This is a genomic window from Paenibacillus terrigena DSM 21567 (assembly GCF_000374845.1).
Taxonomy (GTDB): domain Bacteria; phylum Bacillota; class Bacilli; order Paenibacillales; family Paenibacillaceae; genus Paenibacillus_K; species Paenibacillus_K terrigena.
On the sequence record NZ_KB895418.1, the window covers coordinates 269,074 to 290,140 of the forward strand.

The 21,067-nt window shown below is 46.6% G+C and carries 15 protein-coding genes; 12 read left to right on the forward strand and 3 right to left on the reverse strand.

Features of this window, described 5'->3' with window-relative positions; translation table 11 throughout:
* The first annotated feature begins 1 nt into the window (after position 1).
* From C558_RS0119475 to C558_RS31425, 6 genes are all read left to right on the forward strand, one after another.
* Complete coding sequence (locus tag C558_RS0119475) at positions 2 to 1,135, forward strand: GerAB/ArcD/ProY family transporter (RefSeq protein ID WP_018757971.1); 1,134 nt, start codon at positions 2 to 4, stop codon at positions 1,133 to 1,135.
* On the forward strand, positions 1,132 to 2,253 hold the full coding sequence (locus C558_RS0119480; RefSeq protein ID WP_018757972.1) for a Ger(x)C family spore germination protein: 1,122 nt from the start codon (positions 1,132 to 1,134) through the stop codon (positions 2,251 to 2,253). The genes C558_RS0119475 and C558_RS0119480 overlap by 4 nt, the downstream gene beginning before the upstream one ends.
* Before the next feature lie 123 nt (positions 2,254 to 2,376).
* Entirely contained in the window at positions 2,377 to 3,261 is an 885-nt protein-coding gene (locus tag C558_RS0119485; protein WP_018757973.1) for a DUF72 domain-containing protein, read from the forward strand.
* 90 nt (positions 3,262 to 3,351) lie between these two features.
* Complete coding sequence (locus C558_RS0119490) at positions 3,352 to 3,750, forward strand: acyl-CoA thioesterase (RefSeq protein WP_018757974.1); 399 nt, start codon at positions 3,352 to 3,354, stop codon at positions 3,748 to 3,750.
* Between the two features lie 42 nt (positions 3,751 to 3,792).
* On the forward strand, positions 3,793 to 4,248 hold the full coding sequence (locus C558_RS0119495; RefSeq protein ID WP_018757975.1) for a GNAT family N-acetyltransferase: 456 nt from the start codon (positions 3,793 to 3,795) through the stop codon (positions 4,246 to 4,248).
* 128 nt (positions 4,249 to 4,376) lie between these two features.
* Positions 4,377 to 5,204 (forward strand): serine/threonine-protein kinase, encoded by an 828-nt coding sequence (locus C558_RS31425; protein WP_018757976.1) that lies wholly within the window; start codon positions 4,377 to 4,379, stop codon positions 5,202 to 5,204.
* A 22-nt stretch (positions 5,205 to 5,226) separates the two neighbouring features.
* Here C558_RS31425 and C558_RS0119505 read toward each other — a convergent pair whose 3' ends face one another.
* The gene (locus tag C558_RS0119505) at positions 5,227 to 5,712 is read right to left on the reverse strand and encodes a DUF3888 domain-containing protein (RefSeq protein ID WP_245583837.1); all 486 of its coding nucleotides are present in this window, start codon (positions 5,710 to 5,712) and stop codon (positions 5,227 to 5,229) included.
* Between the two features lie 14 nt (positions 5,713 to 5,726).
* A complete protein-coding gene (locus C558_RS0119510; RefSeq protein WP_018757978.1) occupies positions 5,727 to 6,623 on the reverse strand; it encodes a multicopper oxidase family protein in 897 nt (298 codons plus the stop codon).
* Positions 6,624 to 7,165: 542 nt separating this feature from the next.
* Here C558_RS0119510 and C558_RS32680 point away from each other — a divergent pair.
* Positions 7,166 to 12,304, forward strand: coding sequence for a discoidin domain-containing protein (locus tag C558_RS32680; RefSeq protein WP_018757979.1), 5,139 nt, complete (start codon positions 7,166 to 7,168; stop codon positions 12,302 to 12,304).
* A 31-nt stretch (positions 12,305 to 12,335) separates the two neighbouring features.
* Positions 12,336 to 15,173, forward strand: coding sequence for a cohesin domain-containing protein (locus tag C558_RS31440; protein WP_018757980.1), 2,838 nt, complete (start codon positions 12,336 to 12,338; stop codon positions 15,171 to 15,173).
* An 84-nt stretch (positions 15,174 to 15,257) separates the two neighbouring features.
* Here C558_RS31440 and C558_RS0119525 read toward each other — a convergent pair whose 3' ends face one another.
* Positions 15,258 to 17,405, reverse strand: coding sequence for a HelD family protein (locus tag C558_RS0119525; RefSeq protein ID WP_018757981.1), 2,148 nt, complete (start codon positions 17,403 to 17,405; stop codon positions 15,258 to 15,260).
* Between the two features lie 196 nt (positions 17,406 to 17,601).
* Here C558_RS0119525 and C558_RS0119530 point away from each other — a divergent pair, with 196 nt between their 5' ends.
* The 4 genes from C558_RS0119530 to C558_RS0119545 all read left to right on the forward strand — a co-directional run bounded on the left by C558_RS0119530 (position 17,602) and on the right by C558_RS0119545 (position 21,043).
* Positions 17,602 to 18,171, forward strand: coding sequence for a TetR/AcrR family transcriptional regulator (locus C558_RS0119530; protein WP_018757982.1), 570 nt, complete (start codon positions 17,602 to 17,604; stop codon positions 18,169 to 18,171).
* Between the two features lie 67 nt (positions 18,172 to 18,238).
* Positions 18,239 to 19,630: an MFS transporter gene (locus tag C558_RS0119535; protein ID WP_018757983.1), complete on the forward strand. Its 1,392-nt coding sequence runs from the start codon at positions 18,239 to 18,241 to the stop codon at positions 19,628 to 19,630.
* A gap of 26 nt (positions 19,631 to 19,656) precedes the next feature.
* Positions 19,657 to 19,977 (forward strand): luciferase domain-containing protein, encoded by a 321-nt coding sequence (locus C558_RS0119540; RefSeq protein ID WP_018757984.1) that lies wholly within the window; start codon positions 19,657 to 19,659, stop codon positions 19,975 to 19,977.
* A gap of 163 nt (positions 19,978 to 20,140) precedes the next feature.
* Complete coding sequence (locus C558_RS0119545) at positions 20,141 to 21,043, forward strand: hypothetical protein (protein WP_018757985.1); 903 nt, start codon at positions 20,141 to 20,143, stop codon at positions 21,041 to 21,043.
* Positions 21,044 to 21,067 lie beyond the last annotated feature (24 nt).

The window sequence follows — 21,067 nt, forward strand, 5'->3', positions numbered from 1 at the left end:
CGTGAATAAACGTCGGACGCAAGAAAAGGTCCATCCCATACATATCTCGATCTTGGTCTATAACATCCAATCGGGAATCGTTGTGTTCTACCTCCCCAATTACGCAGCCGCCGGATATGGAACGAATGGGTGGATCAGTATCCTGTTCATGTCCGCGATCGTGATGCTGAATATCTTTGTGATCTCTTGGCTGTACCGGGCAGGCCATGGCGCATCCGTGTTCGATATCGTTGAATCACGCGTTTCTCGTGGATTTGCCATCCCGTTCTACATGATTGTCGTTGTGCTCTGGTGCGCAATCGCAGCGATCGTATTGAAGGAGTTCGTGTTGTTGATTCAAGATAATATACTGCACATGACACCCAATTATATCCTGGTAGGGATCATGCTTCTTCTGGCATTGCAATTGGTAACCAAAGGAATTTATAACATCGTTAAAGCCTCGACTATCTTTTTTGGTCTTACTGTATGGGTCATTGTTTTTTTGTTATTCAGCATTCAAGAAATCGATCTCGTTCGGTACACGCCATTTATATTTCAGGGCGGGAGCTCTACGCTGAAATACAGTTTCCAAATCTATAGCGCCTTTATTGGATTTGAGCTATGCATGCTGCTGTTTCCTTTTGTATCATCCGCATCACAGCAGAGCGCTGAGAACCTGGAAACCCAGCCGAAAACGAAATTGTTCAAAGCGATGTATTTAGGAAATCTCTATACGACTGCGATCTATTTAACGCTTACCATTGTTTCATTCGGGTTCTACAATGCACAGGAACTAGCTAATATCACTACGCCGACGGTGTATCTATTCTCTTATTTTCAATTGCCATTCGTTGAGCGGATTGATCTTCTCTTATTCAGTCTCTATTTGCCGAAGCTTATTCTTACTGTCGTGATGTATTTATGGGGGGCGCTTCAATGTATGGAACGAATCTATTCGAAGCGCAAATCGAAGCTTTTAGCGACATGGATTGTCATCTTCTCTTATGTGATCTCGCTGGTTCCAATTTTGGGAAGGACATTGATGCGGTGGATGGATATCTTGTTTATCATTGAAATCTGTTTGAGTTTTGGCATTCCGATCCTGTTAGTGCTGTTGCTTCGTCTGAGAAAACCGAGGGTACAGCAACCATGAAGCAGGTTCGGTGGGTGCTTGTCGTCTTGGTACTATCGTTCTGTGCAGGGTGCAAAAAAGATCAACATATTATAGGTCAAGTAGGATTCGTGAATTCGGTTGCGATTGATCAGGCGGCCGAAGGAGGGGATATGTTCCGTGTGAGCGTGTCTATTCCGCGAAGATCGGAGACCGATCGCAATAAAACATTATCTGCAGCGGCTCACAATTTCCAGGAAGCGATGATTAATTTGACGCGTCAGACTGATTTTTATGTGGGGAGCGGGCAAATAAGAAGCATTCTGTTCGGCGAGAAATTAGCAAAGAAAAATATAGAATTAGTCGTAAAAAGCTTTTTTAATAATGCATCGATAGGTGCAAGAGTTAAATTGCTCATCGTGAAAGGGCGAGCAGAAGATATCTTTACCAATCGTCTCACGAAGGATCCGATCGCCAGAGAATATATCTCCAGAGCGATGGAACGGCTTATTCAAAATTATGGCGTGCAGGAGGTCAATATACACACCTTCATGCGAGATTTCTATGATGATGGCGTGGATCCATTTGTACCGATGATTAAGATCGAGAAGGATGAAATTGTACAGGATGGGCTTGCGATTTTTCGGTACGGTCAAATGAAGTATCATTTAGAGCCGGTGTTATCCCAGTATCTATTTATACTGAGCGGTGGGTTCTCGGGCGCATCGCTACAACTAAATCTGGAAAATCCGAGTGGAAATCAGAAGCAAGGAAACTCGAAAATGAACATAGGGCTCGAGCATATCAGGAATCTCCGTAAAATTAGAGTTCAGACGCAAGATCCCCGGCATATGCGAGCAACGATCAAGCTTCAGATTTATGGAGAAATCAATGATTATGTGCCGAATGTGGATCTGAACATCGGGTCCGAGCAGATCAAACTAGAGAAAAGGCTGAAGAAACAATTCGAGACCGAAGTCCAAGCGATGTTGAAGTTATTGCAGCAATTGGAGCTTGATCCGATCGGCATAGGCCAGTATGTTCGGAATCAAATGAGTTATACGGCATGGAAGGCGTTAGATTGGCGCAAAGCCTATTCCCAAATGGATATAACATGTGAAGCGGATATTCGGATTAAGCATGTACCGCGTATCTATTAAAGAGTCTGCTGTTATCACAGCGGACTTTTTTTGTACAGATTAACTATTGCAGGGTGCAGGGTTGAAGAGCTTATCTGCCCAATGGTACATTGGATGCAATAGACATAATGGAGACGATGGATCATGCGACGTGAAGAGATAGAACAACGAATACAAATCGGACTTGCAGGCTGGGGTGACCATGACGATATCTATCCAAGCGGCAGCAAATCGGGAGAGAAGCTGAAGATTTACAGCAGCCGATTTCCCATCGTGGAGCTGGATAGCTCATTTTATGCTATCCCTACTCCAGACAGGATGCTGAAATGGATCGAACAGACGCCCGAGACTTTTGGATTCATCGTGAAAGCCTATCAAGGCATGACGGGACATACGCGTGGCAAAATTCCTTTCTCAGATCCAAAAACAATGTTCCAAGTATTCCGGGAATCAGCGGAGGAGCTCCTGCGGGCGGGAAAGCTGAGGGCGGTACTATTTCAGTATCCACCTTGGTTCGGCTGCGAGCGGAAGCATGTGGATATTCTGCGCAGAACCCGTGATTGGATGGACGGGCTGCCGGTCGCGCTGGAATTTCGGCATCAGAGCTGGTTCCAAGGAGAGACGCGGGATAAGACCCTTCAATTTATGCGTGATGAAGGTTGGATTCATTCCATATGCGATGAACCTCAGGTCGGTGAAGGGTCGGTTCCGATGGTGTTAGAGCCAACGAGTGAGGACTGTACGATTGTTCGTTTCCATGGACGGAACGCTTCTGGCTGGCATTCCAGTGGTCAGCCCAATTGGCGTGAGGTCAGATATTTGTACCGCTATAACGCGCAGGAGCTGTTGGAATGGAAAGGGAACATCATTAATTTACTCGAATCGACGAAAACCTGTTGGATGATCTTTAACAACAATTCTGGCGGGGATGCGGCCGATAACGCTCTGCAGCTGATGGAGGCCTTGGGGATGGATTTGCCGGAAATGCCTGGTCCGCCACCGTACCAATTGTCTCTTTTTGAGGATTAAGGAACGCTTTATTTTTTTCTCGTAGGGTCTATTGAATGTTTCATTTCCATCGGGTATGATACGTTAGACTGATTCATGTGGAGGGAACTTATGGAATCACTGTTGGATATTACCGTTCATTCATCTGATATTGATCTGAATGGTCATCTTAATCATGTGAGATATGTTGAATTCATGGAACGGGGACGAAAAGCTTGGTATGAGTTGATTCACTTTCCACTGGAATCGTTTCATTCCCAAGGAATCATGACCTCAATCGTGAACATCAATATGAACTTCCGGCGTGAATGTCACGAACACGATGCATTGCAGGTCGTGACCAAGCCCGTCAAGGTAGGAAGATCCAGCTACGTCTTTGATCAGACGATCATCAATAGCGATCAATTGGTCTGTGCAGACGCACGCGTCACTTGTGTCATCATGGATCTGGCGACTCGGCAGAGCACATCCGTGCCGGACAAGCTGCGTTCACATTTTCCAAGCGAATAGAAGTTATCAATTGGGGTAAGAAGCGACTGGAGGACGTTATTTATGATGCAAGAATTACAACTTAACAACCAAGCCGTGGCAGAGGAAATATTAGCACTTCAATTGCCAGCATATCGCGTGGAAGCGGAAATCATCGGATCGGATGCGATACCGGCACTGCGGGATACGGTTGAATCCATCATGTCGTGCGGGGAGACCTTCTATGGATGGCGTGAAGACGGGGAATTGGCAGGTGCGATTGCATATAAAATAGAGGATGGCGCACTCGACATCCATCGGTTAATCGTACATCCGAATCATTTCCGTAAAGGGATCGGAAGAAGATTATTACAATATGTTCTGCAAGAACATACACAATTCAAGAAGTTCATCGTCGCGACGGGCTCCAAGAATGTTCCAGCGATTCAGCTTTATCTTTCGGAAGGATTTGTTGAAATTGGAGGCTTCGAGCCTGTGCCGGGTCTGCCGATTACGAATTTGGAGAAGGTCATTGCTTAGTAACACAGTAGGCGAATAAGGGTTGAAAGTCTTAGCAGCTATGGACATGTGATATGTTCGTGGCTGCTATTTTTTGCCCAGGATAAATGTATGGAGCTGGCGGTGAAAATCGCATGGGAGGGAAAGCAATGAACGTAAAGGATTGTCCATTATTGACGGTAGAGAAAATCGAGAAGGATCTTGTCACTTATTTATCAAGTATCGGGAACATTTTCACCGTATTTGACCAGCAAGATTCTGGTTGTATTTCCTATGGCGTTCAGGCTGCTGAGCAGAATTGGTTCGTCAAATATTCGGAGAATCGAGAAGCTATTGGATACATGAAAAATGCGGAAGCCATCCACCAGGAAGTGGCCCATCCCCAGATGCCGAAGTTGTTGAATTCGTTCACGACGGACCTGGGATTTGCGCTTGTCTATGAATGGATCGACGGCGAAGTGCTTGGTACACCTGCATTTCCAGGAAAAGAAGGACGGAATCAGCCGGAATCCCCACATTTTCGGTTCAGACAGCTGCCGCTGTCGAAAGTGATCGCAGCACTGAATACGATCTATGATGTGCATGCTTATTTGGAGCAAAAAGGGTATGTAGCCGTTGATTTTTATGATGGAGGCATGATTTATGATTTTGATCGGGATGAACTACACCTCTGTGATTTTGATTGTTACACAAAGGGGCCTTTCATACTCGAGATGGACAGGTTGTTTGGCTCAAGTCGTTTCATGGCGCCAGAGGAATTTGTACGAGGGAGTCAAATCGACCACCTAACGAATGTGTACACCATGGGAGCTGCGGCGTTTGTGTTCCTAGCGGATGAAGGTGGGCGCGAGCTTCGCGATTGGAGAGCATCCGAGGCTCTATACCACGTAGCTCGCAAGGCAGCATCACCAGAGCGTTCCGAACGTTATGGCAGTGTTCATGAATTCTATCGTGCATGGTTGGAAGCGCAGAATTAGAGTTATACAAATTCCTTAATCATTATCGTAACAGGTCTTGATAATTTGGAGGGAAGTCCATCTTATTAGGACCTTTTAAGTGTTTGAAATTAACAAGCTTAACCACAACACCTGGTGTAATCTCGAATGTGAATAGATCTTCGCCGACGGGGATATGGGGGCCTACGGTAGGGATAGCATGAAGTGTAATGAGAAAATCGAACCCACGAAAACCATTCACGCGTTCAACTTGTGAGACGTTAACAAAATAAGGGTACAATTCTGGTGATGCTTTTAAATCTTTGGCATACACCTCTCTGAGTTTGTCATTCATATGCGGTAGCAGGAAAAGGACGAGCATATCCTGAAATTGTAATTGTCTTGAATCCTGTTTTGGCTCAATTTTTGAAGCAATTGCTTGGGATTGCAAGTTAAGTACAAGTAGAAAAATGACTACATAAACAATAAAAGTTTTTCGGATCATGATTGCCCCCAATTCATCGTCGCTGTACAATAATAATTTCTCCAAGAGGGATCCAATTATTACCCACCATACACAATCGTCGTAAACATTCCCCCAGCAGGCTTCGTGAAGTTATTCGCCATATGATGCGGGATGTGGCAATGAAAGGGCCATATCCCCGGATTATTTGCTTGAAACATAATGTCGTAGGTCTCGCCTGATGCTACGTTAATCGTATTCTTGATCCGTTGGTGCTCCCAGCCGATGGGATTGCCATCCGATGCGATAACATCGAATTGATGCCCGTGAAGATGGATGGGGTGCGCATTCATACCGAGATTGCCAAGGCGAATGCGAACGCGATCCCCGTGTTTCACTGGGAGTGGTTCGGTATGCGGGAAGCTGCGTCCGTTCATCGTGAAGAAGTTGAACGAGTCCGTGTAAGGATTGATATCGTACACCCCAGGGTTTAGTTCGAATTTCGGCATCCCGCTCAAGTGGAACTCATGCAGCATGATGAAATAATCTCGGTCTACGGCGAGACCATGACCTGGTGGGTCCAGAATAATAAAAGCACCACCCATTCCACCCATTTCTTGAGGAATCGCATTGTAATGGGAGTGATACATATGGGTACCGGGCGGATTCTGGACAGTGAATTTATAGGTGAAAGAGTAATACGGCGGTATTAGTGGAGAAGGTTCAATGCAAGGCACGCCATCCATCATATTCGGGATATCCAGACCATGCCAATGGACGCTCGTACCCTCACTTAACAGATTAGAGACACGAATTTGTACTTCATCTCCCGGGTAGACAAGGATCGTAGGTCCAGGAATCGACCCATTATAGCCAAGTCCACGCAGACGAATTCCAGGCAATATCTCAAGCTCTACAGGTTCTGCAATTAATTCGAAATGCTTGACGCCATCCCGAATCTCGAAGGGTAGATTCGGCACTTGGGGCGTAATAACCATATGTATCTTCCTCCATCAAAGATTGTTCCACTTTTTACAACAAGACTACATTCCACTATATGCAGATGCAAGGGTTGCCAATCCTTCTGAACAAGCATTTCTAACTTTTTGATACATGATGTATCTATTCTGCAAGAATAAATCAAATAAACAATTTAAAAAGTCAAAATTTTGTCTAGGAAAAAACGGTTTCGTCCACTATCATAGTGATAAGAGATACAAATTGTATCTTCGAATTGTGACAGATGCCTGAGTAATCGAAAGGAGGGAATGAAGTCGCGCAAGGTGCGCCTGTGTTGTTGCCCAGCCTGATTAACACAATAGCCGAATGACGATAACAGTGAAACTAAAAATCGATGTCTATTCCTTCTAATGATCCCCGCAACCGCTTACAATCACATTTTTGATTGATGTACGCATACTCTCGAGCATTTCCCTTCATTCAGCCTATAGTTATGGATTGCACCCAATGATCTCATCGCATACCGAAGAAGATTCTGGCATGGAACCTGATTGATCTGCTAAAGGAGGCAAAATGTATCTTGAGAAATCTTAAATTTCTACTATTAACCACGTTTACGGTGATGATCGCCTTTACCATGTTCCTGATGAGCCAAGAGACGTCGCATGCAGCCGCTATCGGCGACATAACGAAGTTCGAGAAAACCGATGACATGACCTTTACGATTACGAGCGGGAATGACAAAGTAAGAGCGATCTTCTATCGCGATGATATGGTTCGGATTTGGCTAGGCGTGAATGGAAGCTTTACCGATGCGCCAGGCAAGAACGGCGGTACGCCGCTAGAACCGATTGTAATTAAGAATGACTTTGGTCCGACGAATGTGACTTGGTCCGATGAAGGCGCCTACTACAAGATGAAAAGCGGTAAGTTTGTCCTGCGCGCATACAAGAGTCCGCTGAAATTCGCGATGTATAAGGCAGACAATGCGACCTTGGTATGGGAAGAGCAAGCAAGCCTGAACTATACAGGAACTTCCACCACGCAGAAGCTTTCTAGAGGAGCAGATGAATATTTCTATGGTGGCGGGATGCAGAATGGCTACTTCTCGCACCGGGATAAGACAATCAAGATTGGTAATAACTTCGGCGGATGGGGCGATGGGACAGTATCCAATCCATCTCCATTCTACTTAAGCACCAATGGATACGGTATGCTGCGGAATACGTTCCGTGAAGGCTCCTACGATTTTGGAAGCCCGCTAAGTTTGACACATAATGAGAATCGGTTCGATGCGTATTACTTCTACGGGGAGACTATGCGGGATATTCTGAATGGTTATACGGATCTAACCGGGAAGCCGTCGCTGATTCCGAGATGGGGGATGGGACTCGGCGATGCCGATTGTTATAACAAGGCACCGGATACGACCCTTGATGTGCTTAAAGTTGCTAAGGCTTATCGCGATAACGACATGCCAGGCGCGTGGATTCTCCCGAATGATGGCTATGGCTGCGGTTACGTCAATTTGACGGAGACGGTACAGAAGCTGCATGAGCTAGGCTTCTATACAGGGCTCTGGACACAACAGGGTGTCGATCAGATTGCTACCGAAGTCGGTGTTCATGGCACGCGTCTGAACAAATTGGACGTCGCATGGGTAGGTTCAGGCCATGATTTTGCGTTAAATGGCTCGAAGCAAGCTTACCAAGGCACCGAGAACAATTCGAATGATCGCGGTTATGTATGGTCCATTGCCGGTTGGGCTGGTACACAGCGGTATTCCACCGTCTGGTCAGGCGACCAGGCTGGCGATTGGGAGTTCATCCGATTCCACATCCCTTCGATGATTGGTGCAGGCTTATCCGGTATGGCTTACTCGACAGGGGATATTGATGGCATCTTCGGTGGTAGCGCGAAGACACATGTGCGTGATTTGCAATGGAAAGTATTCACGCCGATCCTGATGAATATGTCAGGCTGGGCTGAGAAGGACAAACAGCCTTGGGTATGGGGCGAACCCTACACGAGCTATAACCGAGACTACTTGAAATTACGTCAACGTCTCACGCCGTACTTCTATACGTATTTACACGAATCGTACGTATCGGGAGCTCCGCTGATGCGCGGTATGGTGTACGAGTTTCCGAATGATCCGAATACGAAGAATACATTAACCCAGTATCAATTCATGTCGGGTGAGAACTTCTTGGTTGCGCCTGTATATACCGATACAACGTTGCGTAATGGCATTTATTTGCCGAAAGGAAAATGGATTGATTATTGGAGCGGGGCAGAACATTACGGCTCCAAAATGCTCGATGAATACGCAGCGCCACTGAACAAATTGCCGTTGTTAGTCAAAGCGGGCGCGATTATTCCGATGTATCCAGAATCGCTCTATGACGGTCAAGTGCCGCCAAATCCGATTACGTATGACATCTATCCGTACAAAACATCCAGCTTTAAGATGTATGAAGATGATGGCGTGACGAGAGAGCATCGTCAGGGCAAATATGCAGAGACTCTCATCAAATCGATTGCGCCAGAGATAGGAACAGGCGAACTTGTCATTCAAGTCGGCGCGACAGTTGGTGATTACAAGGGCAAGCTGGAAGCTCGTAAAAATCAATTTACCATTCATATGCATAATAAGCCGGGCAACGTATCGTTAAGCGGTAAACCATTAAATGAATTGGCGAGCAAATCCGCATGGGATGCTGCTGCTAGCGGCTGGTTCTTCGATGCAGCAGACAAAGGCGGCATCCTGTATGTCAAGACGGAAGAATTACCGACAAATCTAGGATTCGAACTGCGCACGACAGGTTTCGTCGCGGATACAACGCCGCTGAAAGACGCGGTTGTCATTGAGATCCCTCAGGAAGATACAGATCCGAGCCGGATTCCGCAAGAAGATATCATAGCAACGGCTTCGAATGCGGACAGCTCGACACCTGCGTCCAATGTACTGGATGCAAGCCGTGAATCCATCTGGAGCACAAATCTCACGGGATCAGCTGCATTGCCACAATCCATTACGTTGAACCTAGGGTCGAATCATTTTATTAACCGGGTCAAAGTTCTTCCACGTCAATATGGTGGTACAAACGGCATCATTACGGAATATAAGCTGTACAGCAGCTTGGATGGCACGAATTATTCGCTGGTGACGAGCGGGCAATGGAATGAGGATAAGGAAGAGAAGACCGTTGCATTCGATACCGTGGAAGCACAGTACGTTAAGATTGAAGCCTTGAAGGGTGTGAACGGATTCGCGACAATCGCGGAAGCGAACGTCTATCGTGATCCGACCAAGCCGGCGCCTACGCCGATTAAGAAATCGGAGATGAAAGCAACCGCTGCAAGCTTCCAATCGGGTAGTGAGGCTTCCAAAGCGATTGATGGTAACTCAAGTACCGTCTGGCATACGAAATGGGATGGTTCGGATAAACTCCCTCAGTCCATTGTCATTGACCTAGGATCGATCCATGAAATCAGCCAAGTACGATACGCACCACGAACGGATGCAGGTAACGGGACATTCACGAAATACAACTTGTACCTAAGTACAGACGGAACGAATTACACCAATGTGAGCAGCGGGGATTGGGTACGGAATAGCGCGAAGAAATATATCAAGTTCGCTCCAACGCTAGCTCGGTACGCGAAGCTAGAGGCAGTTCAGGCGGTAGGAGGCTTCGCATCCGCTTCAGAAATCGATGTCTATGACGCGCCGAAAGCGGAAATTGTGATCTCGAACATTTCCGAAGGCAAAGCGATCTCGGCAGATAGCAGTGATCCTGCTTTTCCTGCGAGCCATGCGAATGATGGCAAGCTGGAGACGAGATGGTCTGCAGCAGATAATCTGACAGGTCATACGTTAACAGTGGATTTCGGTAAAATGTATTCGATCCAAGGCTCTGAGACCTCGTTCGAATCCAGCACGAAGGCTTATCATTACAAAATTGAAGTTCGTGAAGACAATACATCGAATTGGATTCAAGTTGCGAATCGTACAGCAAATACGGAAGCGGGTGCGGTGGTAAAAGACAACTTCGCCAGCCGCGGAAGGTACGCGCGTATTACGATTACTGGCTTGCCAGATGCGGCAGCGAAAGCGAGTATTTCGGAATTTAAGCTATTCGGCTATTCGCTTGGCGGCATTACCAAGGTAACTGGCGTTACTTTGGATAAACCGACGCTTAGCATGGATGTGCTAGGAGCTTCAGCAACACTCATAGCGACGGTTGCCCCAGTAGATGCATCGATTAAGACCGTAACATGGAGCAGCAGTGATCCTTCCATTGCCATGGTCGATGCGCAAGGTGTCGTGACAGCGAAAGGTCAAGGTACGGCGACTATTACCGTAACAACGACGGACGGTAATTTCAAAGCAACGAGCGAAGTGACCGTGAAAGGACAAGAGAATTTGGTGAAAATACCACAGTCTCAAATGACAGCAACGGCAACAAGCTTCGAAGCAGGCGAGAATGATCCGAAGTATGCGATCGACGGTGATTCTGAGACGCATTGGCACACGAAATGGTATAACGTGGATCCACTGCCGCAATCTTTGATGATTGAGCTTGGGGGTACGTATACGATCAGTAAAGTCGACTACTTACCGCGACCAGAGGCGAGCAACGGTACAATTTTGGCCTATAATTTATATGTCAGTGAAGATGGTGTGAACTATACGAAGGTTGGAAGCGGCAAATGGCTGAGGAACAATCTGTTAAAAGAGATCAACTTCGCCCCTGTCAAAGCCAAGTTTGTGAAGCTCGAAGCGACGGAAGGTGTCGGTGACTTCGCTTCCGTAGCAGAGCTCAATGTCTATCGTTCTTCTGATTCCCAAGCGGAGCTTCAATCGATCGCATTGAACGCATCGAGATATACGGTCAAAGTTAATGAGTCGACTTCCGTTCAAGTGACGGCGAAATATGCAGATGGATCGAGCAAAGAGGTTACCGCGCAAGTCCAATGGACAGTTGCTCAGCCAACCATTGCTACGCTGACTAGCGGTAGTCTGAAAGGGATTGCCGTAGGCGATACAGCTATCACAGCAAGCTTTGGCGGCAAAACAGCAACAGCAGATGTACATGTGAATCCTGCGGCTCCGACAAGCCCTGCGACATCCCTTACAGGGGATAGCACAGTTCAAGCTGGTAAGGACTTTAAAGTTCGCGTTGGCTTAAACGGTGTAACAACCGACGTCTATGCACAAGAGCTTGCATTGACTTACGATACAAGTGCACTTGAAGTGGTAGCCGTAAATCCTGTGAAAGATGGTTTGAATCTTCTACAAAAATCAGATATTAATGGTAAATTGCATTACATTATTGCAAGCGAAGGCCCAGGCAAAGCGATTAAAGGCGATGCACAAGTCTTGGAGATAACGTTCCGAGCAAAGAGTACGGAGCAAGATCGAACGGCGAACATCAGCTTGGTTAATGTAGTGCTGGGTGATGCAACAGGAGCAGAGGTTAGTGCGACACCATCATCTTTCCAAATTCAAATTGTAACGGTACCGCAAGGCATCCCAGGCGACTTTAACCATGACGGCAAAGTGTCGATCGGTGACCTTGCATTGATGGCGCTGAACTACGGTAAGACGACAGCAAGCCCAGATTGGGAGAAGATTAAACATATGGATCTGAAGAAAGACGGTGTCATCGATATTCTTGATCTGGCAGAAGTAGCGAGTCTGATTCTGAAGTAAGCCAAATTTGAATTGGGGAGGAAGTTAGGCAATGGACATCAAACCGAGTCGCTTCGGGATTTCACAAGTGATGTCGAAGTTACTTATAGCTGCGATGGTTCTTCAATTATTTACCATTTGGGTGGGTGTGGGTCAAGGGGATGCTGCGGAAGCAGCGTCCCACACCACTACGAAACGTCCAGACGGTAAGAATCTTGTTTTTCCGGTGCTAAGTGACATTCATATCGGTCATACACCGAAGGATGTTCCGAAATGGCAGATGGTATTGAACCAGCTGAAGGCCATTGCGCCGAACTATGACGCGTTAGCAGCAGTTGGCGATATTACGGACAGTGGGACGGTTGCTCAATATGACACGTTAATGAGCAATTACAACAACTTGAAAGTCCCGAATGCAGTGTCACTCTTCACCATTGGGAATCATGATTATATCAATGGATCAGCAGGTGCGATGCAGCAGCGCTTTAAAGACAAGACGGGTATGAGCGGCATCTATTATGACCAGTGGATCAACGGTTATCATTTCATTATTCTGGGGAGCGAGGATGGTACGCGGGATGGTACGCTCTCTGATGCTCAGCTAAATTGGCTTGATACGAAACTCGCAGAGGAGGCAGATCCTAACAAACCCATCTTCGTGTTCTTGCATCAACCGATTACGAATACGGTCTACGGCAGTGATTTATGGGGACATAAACAGAATGCAACGAAGCTGTACAATACGATTGCGAAATATCCGCAAGTCATCACATTCTCAGGACATTCCCATTACGTTCTAGATGATCCAGGCTCTATCAACCAACGCGATTTCACAGCAGTCGGTACGGCTGCAGTACGTTATCCAGAATTAGAGCCAGGCAAAATTCAGGGTATTCATCCGAGTGATGAGATCACACAAGGGCTTGTCGTTGAAGTGCTTGATAACGAAGTACACATCAAACGGAGAGATTTCCATACCAATGCTTGGACAGGGGACGATTGGGTCGTCAAGTATCCAGCCGTGAAAAATCAATTCACGTATACGGATGACCGGGACAAAATCAAGCCTTCATTTCCTGCATCGGCTAAAGCCACGATTGATCCATCCAGCATCGGTCCGAAGCAAATGCGTGTAACCTTCAATCAAGCGACAGATAACTTGTTCGTTCGTTCCTATGAGGTGAAAGCGATTAACGTGGCAACTGGAGGGACGGTGCAATCGTTCCTCGCGTTCGCCCAGCAATATGACGATCCGGCGCCGACGCAGCTATCGTTCGATATTAGCGGACTTCAGCCGGAGACTAAATATCGGATTGAGGTCACAGCGATTGATTCCTTCAACAACCGTAGCGACGCACCACTTCAAGTGGAGGCGACAACAGGGAACAAACCTGTAATTGAGAAGCCGGTTGCGGATGTCATCGATATTGACTTTATCGATGGCACAGGGAAGGATCGTTCACCAGCACAGAACAACGCGACAACAACGGGCAGCAGCGCTAAGATTGTCTATAGCTCTGAATTTAAGAAGTATGTTGCCCGTATGAACGGTACAACCGATGAATATTTCAGTATTCCGGTCAGCAGCTCGATCAAGAATGTGAAGAATCAATTTACGCTAGAATCCTTATTCAAGTTGAACTCCACGCGCAACCAAGATGTATTCGGAAATACGCAGAGCTCCGGTATGATATTTGAATCAACAACGACTGGGAAAATGGAGTTATGGGCACACATCGGCGGCAGCTATAAGCGTCTAGGCGTTCAATTGGAGCCGAACAAAATTCATAATCTTGTCGCGACCTATGACGGTGCTCAAATCCTCCTCTTCCTAAATGGCACTCAAGTTGGTTCGATGGCAGCGACGGGCACGATTGCTCAATCAGATATCCAATTTGCGATTGGTGCTGATCCTGAAGCAAATAATCGCGGGAACTATGTATTAGATGGCGATGTGAGCGTCGCGAGATTATACAGCTATGCGATTTATCCGGAGCAAGTACAAATGCTCTATAATGAACTGGCGCAGCGAATGTCTATCGAGGAAATGAATACGTTGTATAACGACATTCAGTCTGCCAGACAATTGGCAAGTGATACGTCTGTCGTCGGGACGAATCCGGGACAGTATCCTGCAAGCGCGATGAATATGTACACAACGAAGATTAACGCAGCTGAGCTTGTAATTAAGACTAGAACCGTTACGCAGGCAGAGGTTCAAGCTGCAATTCAGCAGTTGAAAGAAGCCAAAACCGAGCTCGACAAATCGAAAAATGTACCTGAAGCGAATCACATAACAGCCCTAGCAGCAAGCAAGGATGCTGTAGAGGAAGGGCAACCGTTCACGGTGAAGCTAGCTATTAATCGCGTTACCAAGAGCGTCTATGCTGAAGATGTGACGATTCAGTATGATGCGAGCTTGCTTGAATACGTGGATGCAAAGTCTTTGCAATCTAACCTTCATCTCATACCAAATGCATCCAAAACCCCAGGAACAGTAAGGTTCATTCTTGCAAGTATGGGAGCTGACAAAGGAATCTCGGGAGATACCGACGTGCTCGAGATGACATTTAAGGCCAAACCAGTTGATCAAGCTGCATCGGCAAAAGTAGCCGTCAACAAAACCGTGTTAGCGGATGAAAATGGTCAAGAGCTTGAAGCAAGTCTTTCGACTATTAACGTGCAAGTCACACCAATTTCAGGACCAAGTTCACCGGACGTGAACCATGATGGAAAAGTTAGTATCGGTGACCTCGCGATAATCGCAGCACATTATGGCAAGACAACAGCAAGCCTAGACTGGCAGCAAGTGAAGCAATATGACTTGGACCATGACGGCAAAATTGACATCTCTGACCTTTCGGCAGTTGCGTCTCAGATTATTAAGTAATAGACACATTGGCTATACGGCAAAAAAAGGCTGCACCATTGTCGATTATGACAATAGTGCAGCCTTTTCCCATGATGAAGGATGTTAGTTCGTAATAAACGGTGTCAATTCGCCGTGGTAAAGGACCCATAACTCATGCAATGCACGGGTACAACCGACGTAGAGAAGCTTCGCATCCATGGCGCCTTCCCGGTAGTGATGCGAATCGACATCCATGAGTAGTACAGCGTCGAATTCTAACCCTTTGGATAGATAGACGGGAAGGACAGAAATACCTCCCAGATACTCACTCTTACTGCCATCGATCAGGTTGACGTTCACGCCGCTTGTTTCGAGCTTTGTGTAGAGTACTTTAGCTTCTTCTAACGTGCGTGTGAGCAGTGCCGTCGTATTATATTCCGATTGATGGAATTGCTCGATAGCCTTCTGAATGAAGGAGACTTCCTCTTCAGGTGCGACGGATTTTACTTGTACTTGATGACCGCTGCGGAAGACAGGTTCCGCGAGCAGGTCGGTCTGCACACCATGCTTCAATACGCCATTCGCAAAATCAATAATCTCCATCGTCGATCGATAGCTGCGCGTTAATGCGAAATATGCCGTATCAGGGGCTTCGAATAAGGATTGCATCTCACGCCATTCATGAATGCCTTGGTAGGCGTGAATGCCCTGTGATAGATCTCCAAGGATGGTAAACGAATGATTCCGCACGAATAGATCGAGTACAGCCACTTGGAACGGTGAGAAATCCTGCGCTTCATCAATGACGATGTGGTCAAATCGCGAGCTACTCTCAATATCGTGCAATTTCACATGGATATAGAGCAATCCTGCAAGATCCTCATGGCGAATTTCGCCATTTTTGAGCGTCGCATTTGTCTGCTTCACGACACCCGCTGGAATGGATTCGAACCGGTCAGAAGGAAAGATGTCGCCTCGTTTACCCTGCTGGAACAAACTTTTGTAAATCGCAAAGGCGTTAAATTCCGGCCATTTTTTCGTATACGCCTTGAGGCGTTGGCTGGACTTTTGCTTGAAATCCTTCAGCCTCACCTTATTCGTAATCGGCTTGAGCTCCATCTCAATCCAGCGATTGATTCTCGCGAGCACGCGTTCTTTACGTTTGGCTAATGCATAATGCTTATATTCTTCAAAGAACCATTGATGAATGGTCTGAAGCGGGAGGAGTTTGCCGTCCCAGGCTTCAAAATCGGTCTCAGGCACGCTAATTGTCCCGAGTTGTTCAAGGGATTGATCGATCCAATCCCGGAATCGGATCGATCCTTTGTAACGACCAGATACATCATCATTGAGCACTGGCCGGTTATCAAGCGACTCGAACCAGATCGACCACATATCGGATGGCGGGAGCAGCTTTGCATCTAAATCAAGCAAGTTCATGGCCCAATCCGCGTATGTGTTCTGCTGGATGTTCCCGACGCCTAGTTCTGGTAATACATCTGAGATATAATTCAAGAACATTTGGTTCGGTGCGAATATAATCATACGTTCTGCTCGTATTTGTTCTTGGTATTGATAGAGTAGGAAGGCAAGACGGTGCAGGGCGACGGTTGTTTTTCCACTACCGGCTACCCCTTGGATCATTAATGCGGTATTTTTCGCTGCCCGGATGATCTGATCCTGTTCGGCTTGAATGGTGGAGACGATATCACGCAAGCGGTTATCTTTGTTCTCACCCAGCCGATAGAGCAGGAATTCATCGGATACAGCAGGTTGATCATTATCGCTATCGCGGACATAGGTATCAACAACGCGCTGAAGTATTCTTTTGCGAATGACAAGATTTCGTTTGAGATAGACAAGGCCTTCGATGGTTCCGTCGGGCGCTTCATACGATGCGGGTCCAAGACCGCCCGTGAAGGAGTAGAAGAGGCTGGCGATCGGCGCGCGCCAATCGACTACGAGCGGATTCTCCTGTTCGATCTCCTGATCTTCGCCGTGATTGACACCGACTTTGCCAATGTAGAGAGGAGAGGGGGCTGATGAATTTCCTGTCTGGAAATCCAGACGTCCGAAATACGGTTCGTTCTCTGCGCGACTTAGCCGCTGACGTCTTTGCTCTCTCGTGTCCTCTAACACTTGTTCCGTAAAATCACTTCCGGTATAGACCGGTGTATTACGTAGTTTGGCCAGCTGCCCATCGATTTGCGCTTGGGCAATTTCGAGCTGACGGAGTTCGTCTTGATAGGCACTTTGAAAAGTGTCTTCCATTTTCAGTTACCTCCTAAGATTTATTGGTTCCGTATGAAAGGAGTAAGTAATATATCATAAGGATTGGTAAAAAGCAAACGTTTCGATAAAAACTTCTTGGATGATAAGAGGGGCTCTTCCTGTTATTGACAATTGTGAAAGAATGGCATAAGATAAAAATGTAAGTAAGTACTTGCATTCAAGGTGGGCAGATCAAATGACGAATAATCGTAGCACAAGTGATAAAATACTCCAGGCAGCGATTGATCTAATGGCTGAGAAAGGGTATGACGGGACATCAACCAAGGAAATAGCTCAGGTTGCAGGCGTGAATGAAGTGACCGTATTTCGCCACTTCGGCACGAAAGGGAATTTGCTGGAAGCTGCGCTGAAGCGCAATCATTACGCGGAGGAAATGACGAAGCTGTTCCACGATCGTCTGGTCGGTGATTTGCATACAGATCTTCTATTGATTGGTAGAACATATCATCAGATCATGAACCAGAATCGTAAACTCATCTTAATTGCACAGAAGGGCGGCAGCAGCCTTCCAGAGGGGGTTAGTGAAGAGGCGGACCGACATCCGCAGCAGCTCAAGAAACTTCTGACGGACTATCTAATGGAGATGTCTAATGAAGGGAAGGTAATGATCACGAATCCGGAATTACAGGCATTATCATTCATGTGGATGCATTATGGTGCATTTAACAGCTGGCTTAGTACTCATGTGCTGGAAGAGTTTATCGAGGAGAGTACGCGGCTATTCGCTAGGGCTTTAACGCCCTAGTTTTTTTTCCGAGTAGTATGCAAGTGTGTACTTGCATTCATTTTATATTATCCAAGGAGTGATTCCTATGACATTCGATTCGCGTCAGGAGAAAGGTTCCATCTTAATGCGTTTGTTAATGTTCACCGTTATGATTTCCTCCATGAGTGCCATCATGTTCAATGTCGTACTTCCGCAGATCAGTCAGGAGTTCCAATTATCAATCGCAGAAGTAAGCTGGCTCACAACCGCCTATACGCTCATATATGCTTTTGGCACGGTAACGTATGGGAAACTGTCTGATCGGTTTCAACTGAAGACGCTCATGACGTTTGGATTAACTTTATTTGCGATTGGGTCGCTGATTGGTCTTGTCTCTCAAGTCTTCTGGGTCGCACTTCTAGGACGTTGCTTGCAATCTGCAGGCGCTGCGGCTATTCCTGCGATGGCTTTGATGATACCGATTCGATACTTTGCGCCGGAGAAGCGGGGTTCTGCTATAGCTATGACAGCCGTTGGGATCGCGCTGGGTGGTGCTCTCGCCCCTGTGATTGCAGCAGTTCTCGTCAGTGTTGCGAACTGGAGATGGTTGTTCCTTCCCTCACTGCTCATCTTGGTATTGCTTCCGATCTATCGCAAACATTTAGAGTTCGAGCCGAAAAGTAAATCGACTACATTTGATTGGCCTGGCGGCGTGCTACTCGCGGTATCCGTCTCAACCCTGCTGCTCGGCATCACGAACAAGACGTTCTGGTTGTTGATGATAGGCGCAGTGGCCTTGATCCTCTTCGTCTTACGCATCCGTACGGCTCATGAAGCGTTCATTCAACCCCAATTGTTCCGCAACACGAAATATACGACTGCTCTTGTGTTAGTATTTCTTATCCATTGTATCGGGATATCGTTATACTTCTTAACTCCGATTTTGTTCGCGGACGTCTACCACTTGGATTCCGCTTGGATCGGGTTCGCGATGGTTCCTGCTGCGATCGCTTCCTCCATTCTGGGAAGACAGGGGGGCAAGCTCGCGGATAAGAAGGGAAATACGCATCTGTTCACGATTGCTTCCAGCAGTTTAATCTTGTGCTTCATCTTCATGTCCATCTTCGTAGGCATATCGCCGTTTTGGATATCGCTGTTCCTCATTTTCGGCAATGTTGGTCAATCCTTCATGCAGGTGGCTATGTCTAATTTCATTTCTACGACCTTGCCCAAAGACCAAGTTGGCGTAGGGATGGGCTTATTCTCGATGATCGGTTTTATTGCCCAAGGCGTCGCGGCCAGTCTCTACAGTATGGTGTTGGCAACGGGTTATACGTTGAATTGGAATCCGCTTCATCTAGATCTGAATAGTCAGTTGTATAGTAATGTGTATCTTGTTCTTGCTGCACTTCACGTAGGAATCTTATTGTTCTTCCGGATCCGATTCCGGGTGAAGCAACCAAGGACCGCTCTGGAGCGCACCGTCAAACAATCCTAATTCGATGTTTAGGGGAGAGATGAGATATGACTTTATCCGTGAAACAAATCATTAGCGAACAATTACTGACATGGTCAGACGTGACGAAGCAGCCCCACCGTTTCGGTGGAATCGAATTTCTGTATCAAGGGAAGGAAATTGGACATTTCCACGGTGATTTCCTAGTGGATATCCTAATGTCCCGACCATCGCGAGATCAGTTCATTGCAGAAGGGCGCGCAAAGCCTCATCATATCTATCCGGAATCCAATTGGATATCCGTGTATATCCAATCGGAAGAGGATCTCATGAACGCGATCGAGTTATTGCGTTTCAAATATAATTATCTCGTGAGCAAGATGGAGTAGAAAGATAAACTCGATAGCTGTGCTGGATGTCATTCTAGAACATTCAGCGCAGCTATTTTAATGAATATCATCATTAAAATGACTTAAATCGCATGAAATGTTGATACAAAATATGGTATAGTCTTCACGAGAACAAAAGTTCTCGTTCAGAGGAGGGGCTAGGATGGAAATGTTAACACAATCTCGCTTTGCTCATGCACAATCATTCATGAAAAAAGGGGCACGCGCACTGGAGAAAGCGCTGTTCGAATATGAGTTTGAAGGTGGAAGCGCAGCTTCTGTCTTGGAACAGTTATCCCGTTATCAGAATCAGGACGGTGGATTCCAAAGTCTTGAACCGGATATTCGTACCCCTGTGTCATCGGCGATTAGTACATCGATTGCTTTTCAAATCTTGGACAAGCTGAACGGAGAAGGGGAATATGAAGAAATCGCTCGAAATGCAATACAATATTTAATCCATACCTATCGGCAAGATCGGAAGGGATGGGATATTACCCCACGAGAAGCGGATGAATCTCCTCGTGCGATATGGTGGAACTACGGCGCCTTTGATGAAACATGGGGGAACCCGAATGCGGAGTTAGCCGGTTATCTGTACAAATACCGACATCTAGTGCCTAGCGACTTCGTTCAGGATGTGGTGGATGAAGCAATGGACTACATCTTGCATCATTCCGCATGTAATGAGATGCATGAAATGTTCTGCTATCTTCGCCTAGCGGAGCAGCTGCCGGAAGATCAGGTTCAGCGAATGACTCACCGAATCGACCAATTCATCGACAACTGTGTGATCCATCAACCAGAGGAAGGGCAAGGGTATGGCGCTTATCCTTTGCAAGTCGCTGAGTCACCTGATACGAGATACTTTGATCGTTATGCTGAAGTCATTCCCGGGGAGCTTGATCGACTCATTGAATCGCAATTATCCGATGGATCCTGGGGACCGAACTGGGCGTGGGGTCGCTTTGAAGACGAATGGCCTGCGGCTCGAGAAGAATGGAAGGGGATCATTACGTTGAATCATTTACGGATTCTACGCGCTTATGGTCGGATTCAGGAATAGGTAGGGTACCGCATAAATGACAAA

Coding starts and splice junctions, on each gene's coding strand:
- C558_RS0119480 (WP_018757972.1), top strand. CDS start 1,132: ATGAAGCAGGTTCGGTGGGTGCTTGTCGTCTTGGTACTATCGTTCTGT.
- C558_RS0119485 (WP_018757973.1), top strand. CDS start 2,377: ATGCGACGTGAAGAGATAGAACAACGAATACAAATCGGACTTGCAGGC.
- C558_RS0119490 (WP_018757974.1), top strand. CDS start 3,352: ATGGAATCACTGTTGGATATTACCGTTCATTCATCTGATATTGATCTG.
- C558_RS0119495 (WP_018757975.1), top strand. CDS start 3,793: ATGATGCAAGAATTACAACTTAACAACCAAGCCGTGGCAGAGGAAATA.
- C558_RS31425 (WP_018757976.1), top strand. CDS start 4,377: ATGAACGTAAAGGATTGTCCATTATTGACGGTAGAGAAAATCGAGAAG.
- C558_RS0119510 (WP_018757978.1), bottom strand. CDS start 6,623: ATGGTTATTACGCCCCAAGTGCCGAATCTACCCTTCGAGATTCGGGAT.
- C558_RS31440 (WP_018757980.1), top strand. CDS start 12,336: ATGGACATCAAACCGAGTCGCTTCGGGATTTCACAAGTGATGTCGAAG.
- C558_RS0119525 (WP_018757981.1), bottom strand. CDS start 17,405: ATGGAAGACACTTTTCAAAGTGCCTATCAAGACGAACTCCGTCAGCTC.
- C558_RS0119530 (WP_018757982.1), top strand. CDS start 17,602: ATGACGAATAATCGTAGCACAAGTGATAAAATACTCCAGGCAGCGATT.
- C558_RS0119535 (WP_018757983.1), top strand. CDS start 18,239: ATGACATTCGATTCGCGTCAGGAGAAAGGTTCCATCTTAATGCGTTTG.
- C558_RS0119540 (WP_018757984.1), top strand. CDS start 19,657: ATGACTTTATCCGTGAAACAAATCATTAGCGAACAATTACTGACATGG.
- C558_RS0119545 (WP_018757985.1), top strand. CDS start 20,141: ATGGAAATGTTAACACAATCTCGCTTTGCTCATGCACAATCATTCATG.